Origin of the sequence: Mesorhizobium sp. M7D.F.Ca.US.004.03.1.1 (assembly GCF_003998635.1) — a bacterium.
GTDB lineage: Bacteria > Pseudomonadota > Alphaproteobacteria > Rhizobiales > Rhizobiaceae > Mesorhizobium > Mesorhizobium loti.
The window spans coordinates 1-5584 of the sequence record NZ_RZQG01000373.1 but is presented as its reverse complement, the minus strand read 5'-3'; the positions used below and the strand labels follow the sequence as shown (position 1 = coordinate 5584).

Sequence of the window (5584 nt, the reverse complement as noted above, 5' to 3'; positions counted from 1 at the left end):
CGTAAATGCGGTTCGCGGAAACGCAGGTCTGGCCGGCATTGCGGAACTTCGCCTGGACCGCACCGTCAACAGCACCGTCAATGTCGGCATCATCGAAGATGATGAAAGGTGCATTGCCGCCGGTTTCAAGGCTGACCTTCTTGATCTGGTCAGAGCACTGACGCATCAGCAGCCGTCCGACCTCGTTCGAACCGGTAAAGCTGATCTTTGGAATTGGTGCAGAGTTCACGGCCCACGCGATCACCTTCGGACGCATAGATCAGGTTGACCACGCCATCGGGAAAGCCGGCCTGATGGCGAGAGCAAACATTGCACCTAGCCACGCCACGATAAGATCGAGCGCGGCTTCGTTGCGTGCGGGTCTGTGGTCAGTGGAGGGCGGAGGAAAAGCGCTCGGCGTGCTCGCCCTCGCGATACCACTGGTTCGCGCCGGCAAGCGCCAGTTTCTGAGGCAAATCGCCGAACAGCTGGTAGAGCCTTACTCTCAGGGCTTGGCATCTATGTCGCCTACGACCGCCACATGCAGCCCGTCGCGTGCGAAAGCGGCTTTGTGGAAGGCGCTTAGATCGGAGGGCGTTACGCTAGTCAGCCTCCCTTGGGCGGTCTCGAATACGGATGCGTGCGTAGATTCCGCGCCGCCAGGCCAGCTCGGCGATCGCATGAGGTTCGCGCTCATTGGCAATGATTTCGGAGAGAAGCTGGGCGCGTATGCGGTCGAAAAGTGCTGGTGTAGCCGGATGCGGGTCCCGCCGCCGAGAATGTCGGCCAGCAGTCGAGCGCCGCGGCCCCGCACCAGGGACCGCCCATGAATGACTCATGCGAGGCGTCTCAAGGCTGTCCGCGATCCAGCGCCAGATCTCCGCCTCGCCCGAGACGCGCAGAGCTGGCCGGTTGTGCAGGAGCCGTCGGCAATATCCGCCTTCCTCGTTCGGATGGGTAACGCTTGCGATACGGAGTCTTGACTTTGGCAGTCGCTCTGTGACATTACCTATATAAAGTTCGAAAGAAGGCGATATGGATCATGCATAGGTCACAGAGACCCGAATGAAGGCAACGTATAAACGCACCTATTCGCGCTACGCGATGGAAGCGCTTGGCCTTTTCGGTAAGACCATCCGGCTTGGCCGGATGCAGCACCGGTTAACCGCACAGGAGTTAGCCGAGAGAATCGGTGTTTCACGCAGCACCCTGCAGCGCATCGAGAAGGGCGATCCCAAAGTCGAAATCGGACTGATGTTCGAAGCTGCTGCCATTGTCGGTGTGAAGCTGTTCGATGCCGACGGCAATGGCATCACAGCCCTCACAGGCCGCATGGACGATCGCATCGCGCTGCTGCCGAAGCACGTCTACAAGGCCGGCAAGCAGATCGTCGATGAGTTCTAAGGTCCCCAAGTACGACGAAGCCTATGTCTGGGTCTGGCTGCCGGGCGAGACCGCGCCGGTTGTCGCCGGGCGGCTATATGCCCATGACGGACTCGTCAGCTTCAACTATGGCAGGAGCTTTCGTGAACTGGGAAGCGCGATCCCGCTTTATCTCCCGGAACTGCCCCTGAAGGCAGGCGAATTGCCTTTGCTTCCTGGCCTAACCATGCCGGGATGCATCCGCGATGCTGCCCCTGATGCCTGGGGACGACGGGTTATCCTAAACCGCAAATTCGGTGTGAAGGGCGATGAAATCGCGCGGCTCGATATTTCAGAACTGACGTTCTTGCTGGAATCAGGCTCGGACCGCATCGGCGCGCTCGATTTTCAGTTTTCGCCAATGCATTACGAGCCGCGCGCACTGGCCAATGCCACTCTCGAAGAGCTTGTCCAATCGGCGGAGCGGGTAGAGAAAGGTATTCCGCTCACCCCCGAATTAGATCAGGCGCTGCATCACGGCAGCTCGATCGGCGGCGCAAGGCCAAAGGCGCTGATCGAGGGTGACGCCGTCAAGCATGTCGCGAAATTTTCCTCGTCTGCCGACCTTTACAGCGTCGTCAAAGGAGAATTCATAGCCATGCGGCTTGCCGCCTTGTGCGGCATCAGAGCGGCATCCGTCTCGCTCGTTCGCGCCGCAGGCAACGACGTGTTGCTCGTCGAGCGATTCGACCGGATCAAGGTCACGGGCGGCTGGCAACGCAAATCCATGGTCTCAGCGCTGACGATGCTCGCGCTCGATGAGATGATGGCGCGTTACGCCAGCTACCAGGATTTGGCGGAGATCATTCGCCACCGATTCACCGCGCCGTCGGAAACTCTGCGCGAGTTGTTCAGCCGCATTGTCTTCAACATACTTTGCGGCAACACCGACGATCATGCCCGCAACCATGCGGCATTCTGGGACGGCGCTAAGCTCACCCTCACGCCTGCGTACGATATTTGTCCGCAGGCCCGCAGTGGCCAGGAGGCCAGCCAGGCCATGCTCATCAGCGGCAATAACCGCATGAGCCGGATAGCGTCCTGCCTTGAAGCGGCGCATCACTTCCTGCTCAGCGCGCCGGAAGCTCTTGCGATTGTTGAAGGCCAGCTCCGATGCATTGCGGAGAATTGGCCGCGTGTCAGCGAGGAAGCTACGCTATCCGGCACAGATCGCAATCTGTTCTGGGGCCGACAGTTCCTCAATCCCTACGCTTTTACGGCGCTGGAAGGAAGCGCCGACGTTCTCCGCGCTCTGGCTGACGAACTACGCAACAGTGTTCACGCCTGATCCGGCGCTGGATTTCGGACAAGCTCGGCAAGCGCAAGACGCCCACAATATCGACAACCCTTGCCGTGCCAGGACGAAGATTGAACAAACGGCTCTTCAACAGTGACAACGTGCACTGCGGAGAGATGTGGAGCTGACACCGCAAAAGCCCAAGACGCGCGACTTCCCGCGATACAACTCCACATAACTGAGCGTCTACAAGCGGTGCAGCCAGCCAAACATCCAGCCATCAAAGCGATGATCGTCTGATCTTTTGCCGATGACATCACGTCGGGGAAGCCTTGTTCGAGCGCTTGCCGCTTCATATCGATACCGGCCTGGGCGTAGCGCATCGTTAGTTCAGCCCGAGTGGCCTGGCCATCGACTGATGGTGGCGATGTCAACACCCGCCTTGACGAGGTGGATGGCCGTCGTGTCCCGCAAAGGGCGATGATGGATGCTTTTTTCCGCCATGGTGGTTCCTTCGCCCGCAGCCATGTGTGCGCAGCAAGTATGGAACACCGAACCGGGTGAGCAGTGTGGGGCGGTCGTTGCTTTGCTCGGCGGGACAGGGCGATACCAGACGAAGGTCACAATCGAAGATTCAGGATCCCTGAACTCGTGCATCCGTATTGAACATCAGCGAAAACAGAGCGTAATCCCGCTGTCCAGAAGGCGTGCGGCGGACGATACGCGCCAGGACGCTCTTGATTTCCGGGCTCATCGAGATATTCGACAGGTGCCACCCACGCGCCCTCTTGAAGGGAAGTGTCACCACCAGTTGCAGCGTATCCTAATATTCGGGGTGCTCCGAAATCAGGAACCGCGCAAAGGCATGCATCGCCGCCAGCCTTGCATTGCGGGTCGCAACTGCCACGCTCGACCTCAAGTGATGTGAGAAAGCTGCCCATCCTGTCGGTATTGATGTCGGAGACCGCTTCTTCTTTCAAGAATATCTTCCCGCTCTCCCGCGGCATGAGCCCGTGGCATGCTTCGGCCCAATGCTGTGGATTGATGTTTCTTCATGCCACAACCTCGCTGACGAGACCGCCGAAAGCCCCTTCAAAGCGGTCGGTGGCGATCTCTCGCAGCTTTGGAAGGTAGTGCATTGATTTTTCGTGGAATGGGGACCCTGTTTAAAGGGTGATTTTCGTCCAAACGGGACCCCTTAACGATGGGGTCATCAAGATGCCTCCGGCTTGATCGGAGGCATTTGTGTTTTGGATGTTGGTTTTAGAGACGATTGCAAAGATACGTCGGCTGTCGCTGGTCCAGGGGAAGTCGATCAAAGCGATCTGCCGTGAGCTGAAGATCTCGCGCAAGGTGGTGCGCAAGGTCCTGCGTTCTGAGGAGACGCAGTTCCGCTACGAGCGCAAGCACCAGCCCTATCCCCGCATGGGAGCTCGGCGTGAGACGCGGGACCGGCTGCTGTCGGCGAATGCGGCCAAGCCGCAGCGGGAGCGGCTGCCGGTCGCTTCGACGGCTTCCATTGCATTCCCCCGTCGGTGTCGAAGACCTGCACGGTGCGCTTCGACAACAACAAATACTCGGTGCTGTCGAGTGCCGTCGGTCGGCCCATCGAGATCCATGCTTATGTCGATCGGATCGCATCCGCCAGAGGATGGCGTGGTCGTGGGAGAACACGTTCGCTCCTTTGGCCGCAACGAGGTCGCCTACGATCCCTGGCACACGGCGCGCGCCGTTCCTTGGCTGGGTCGTGCGGTCGGCAATGGAGAAGGTGCGGCGCAGCTCAAGGCGGTTGATGACGTCGACCGGCAGATGGTGTTGATCCTCACCTGGGTGCTGACCGACGGATTGAGCGCGGTCGAGGCCGCCTGTCAGGAAGCCATCGAGCACGGTGCATCGTCGGCGCCGGTGATCCTCAACATCCTGGCCCGCAGCCGCGATCCGGCGCCGGGCACGATCCTTTCCATTCCCCAAGCGCTGAAGCTAGCTCACGAGCGGTCGCCGACTGCACCCGCTATGACAGTCTCAGGAGGACAAACAGCCATGGAACGCACCGAGGTACTGGAACTGATGGGAGCGCTGAAGCTCTACGGAATGCGCAGAGCCTATGACGAGATCATGGGCGCGTCGCCATCAAGCGACGGCACGAGCCGCCCAGGATTGTCGGTGATCTCTTGCAGGCCGAGATATCGGAGAAGCAGGCCCGCTCCATCAAATACCAGTTCGCTGTCGCCAAGTTGCCGCTGGCCAAGGACATCGACGACTTCGACTTCGCCGACACGCCGGTCACCCCCTGATGCGCGATCTCGCCCGGCCGCGCCTTCGTCGCCGATCAGCGCAACATCGTCCTGGTCGGCCGCCTTCACGGGTCACCCAACTCGCGCGGAAGGTCGACCGCATTGCGACGGGCGCGTGTCGACTTCCCAACAATGTCAGACAGGAGACGCAACGCTATCGGAGCGATCGCATTGCCCGAAACGATTTTCCCAGTTGGCACGACAATTGCGGTCCTATGCGCAAAAGCAAACTAGACCTGAGAGCCGCACCGCATGAATGTAGCCTCCCAATATCTGCCGCTTGTGGCGCATCACGAAGCCGGGCACGCGGTGGCCGCCATCGTTTTGCACCGTCAGACGTTCGACGACGACCGTGAACTCCCTGCTTTCTCAAGTGTTAGTATTTACCCCGACGTCGGTGACGGAGAGTGCGGTGGTGTTGTCGAAGGCGCGGGTTTTTATTCAGCGCAAGGATTCACCTCGAAGCGAAAGCCGATTTTCGAGGACGATATGGATCGATGTTTGGAACGCGATGATGCGATCCGGGAGATAGTTGCGTGTCTGGCAGGTCCTTTTGCAGAATCCGCATTCGAAGGCTATCTGGACCCGCGCGATATGGCGATGAATGCGTCCGATGGGAATGAGGGGAGCAGCGACTACGCGGATGCCAAGC

At 59.5% G+C, this 5584-nt stretch carries 4 protein-coding genes and 3 pseudogenes; 5 read left to right on the top strand and 2 right to left on the bottom strand.

The features are described from left to right. Positions 1-433, bottom strand: a pseudogene (locus EN935_RS20180) (aldehyde dehydrogenase family protein); the annotation flags it as partial. Between the two features lie 611 nt (positions 434-1044). On the opposite strand from EN935_RS20180, the gene EN935_RS20170 reads away from it, so the two are divergent. After that, positions 1045-1383: a helix-turn-helix transcriptional regulator gene (locus EN935_RS20170; RefSeq protein WP_063169282.1), complete on the top strand. Its 339-nt coding sequence runs from the start codon at positions 1045-1047 to the stop codon at positions 1381-1383. Further along, positions 1373-2689 carry a HipA domain-containing protein gene (locus EN935_RS20165; RefSeq protein WP_063169281.1) on the top strand — a complete coding sequence of 439 codons (1317 nt, stop codon included), beginning with the start codon at positions 1373-1375 and terminating at the stop codon, positions 2687-2689. Before EN935_RS20170 ends, EN935_RS20165 begins: the two co-directional genes overlap by 11 nt. A gap of 569 nt (positions 2690-3258) precedes the next feature. On the opposite strand, the gene EN935_RS20160 is transcribed toward EN935_RS20165, so the two are convergent. After that, a complete protein-coding gene (locus tag EN935_RS20160; RefSeq protein ID WP_126066776.1) occupies positions 3259-3618 on the bottom strand; it encodes a hypothetical protein in 360 nt (119 codons plus the stop codon). Positions 3619-4134: 516 nt separating this feature from the next. Here EN935_RS20160 and EN935_RS42175 point away from each other — a divergent pair. The 3 genes and pseudogenes from EN935_RS42175 to EN935_RS20145 form a co-directional block, all read left to right on the top strand. Further along, positions 4135-4668, top strand: a pseudogene (locus EN935_RS42175) (IS21 family transposase); the annotation flags it as partial. Between the two features lie 10 nt (positions 4669-4678). Next, positions 4679-4992 (top strand): annotated as a pseudogene (locus EN935_RS20150) (ATP-binding protein); the annotation flags it as partial. Between the two features lie 192 nt (positions 4993-5184). Further along, a partial coding sequence (locus EN935_RS20145) for a hypothetical protein (RefSeq protein ID WP_164747207.1) occupies positions 5185-5584 on the top strand: 400 nt, incomplete at its 3' end.